Annotated in this window: 1 protein-coding gene and 1 pseudogene; both read right to left on the bottom strand. The window is 51.9% G+C overall.

Annotation, left to right across the window (positions count from 1 at the left end):
* Positions 1 to 322: hypothetical protein (locus KJS57_RS26080; RefSeq protein WP_213656846.1), on the bottom strand; the 322-nt coding region annotated here is incomplete at its 3' end.
* Positions 315 to 539, bottom strand: a pseudogene (locus tag KJS57_RS26075) (putative phage tail protein); the annotation flags it as partial. The pseudogene KJS57_RS26075 and the gene KJS57_RS26080, both read right to left, overlap by 8 nt.

Raw genomic sequence — 539 nt, 5'->3', positions numbered from 1 at the left:
TAGTTACGGTTTTGCCGCCTGCCGTCTCTTTAATCGTAGCAACGCGCCCATTGCCGTCATACGTGATTATCGTAGCCTTAACGACCGCCGAGCCGTCTTTTTCCTCGACCTTTGTCAATCGGCCCGCAGTATAGGTGAGATGCGTCCCTCGCGTATCCACTGGAAAATTAAGCGCCGTACCGCTGTTTACCGTCTTGTTGTCGGTACCTGCTGCAACGACCTGCTCGTCCAGGATATCGGCATTGCGGTTAAGCACGGCAATATCAAATGGCTCGTTATAGGCGTATTTGCCAAGCCCGAGCCGCGTTGTGTAACTAGGCATTGTACAGACCTCCTTTTATATCTGCGACCGTGTACCCGGCCAGATTGGCGCATGTCGTTTGCAGTAGATCGCCCCAGGTGACGATTATGTCGTTTTTAAACTCGTAGGCCAGGTGCGCCGGGATGACCTCGCCAACAGCTCGCTTAGCATCGGCAAAACTCTTTGGTACGCCAATGTTGTCTAAAAACGTAAATGTAACGGTGTAATGCGGGTAATC

The sequence above is a fragment of the Paenibacillus vini genome, assembly GCF_018403325.1.
In the GTDB taxonomy this organism is placed as follows: domain Bacteria; phylum Bacillota; class Bacilli; order Paenibacillales; family Paenibacillaceae; genus Fontibacillus; species Fontibacillus vini.
The sequence above is the reverse complement of the archived record's forward strand: the minus strand, read 5'-3'. Positions and strand labels throughout refer to the sequence as shown.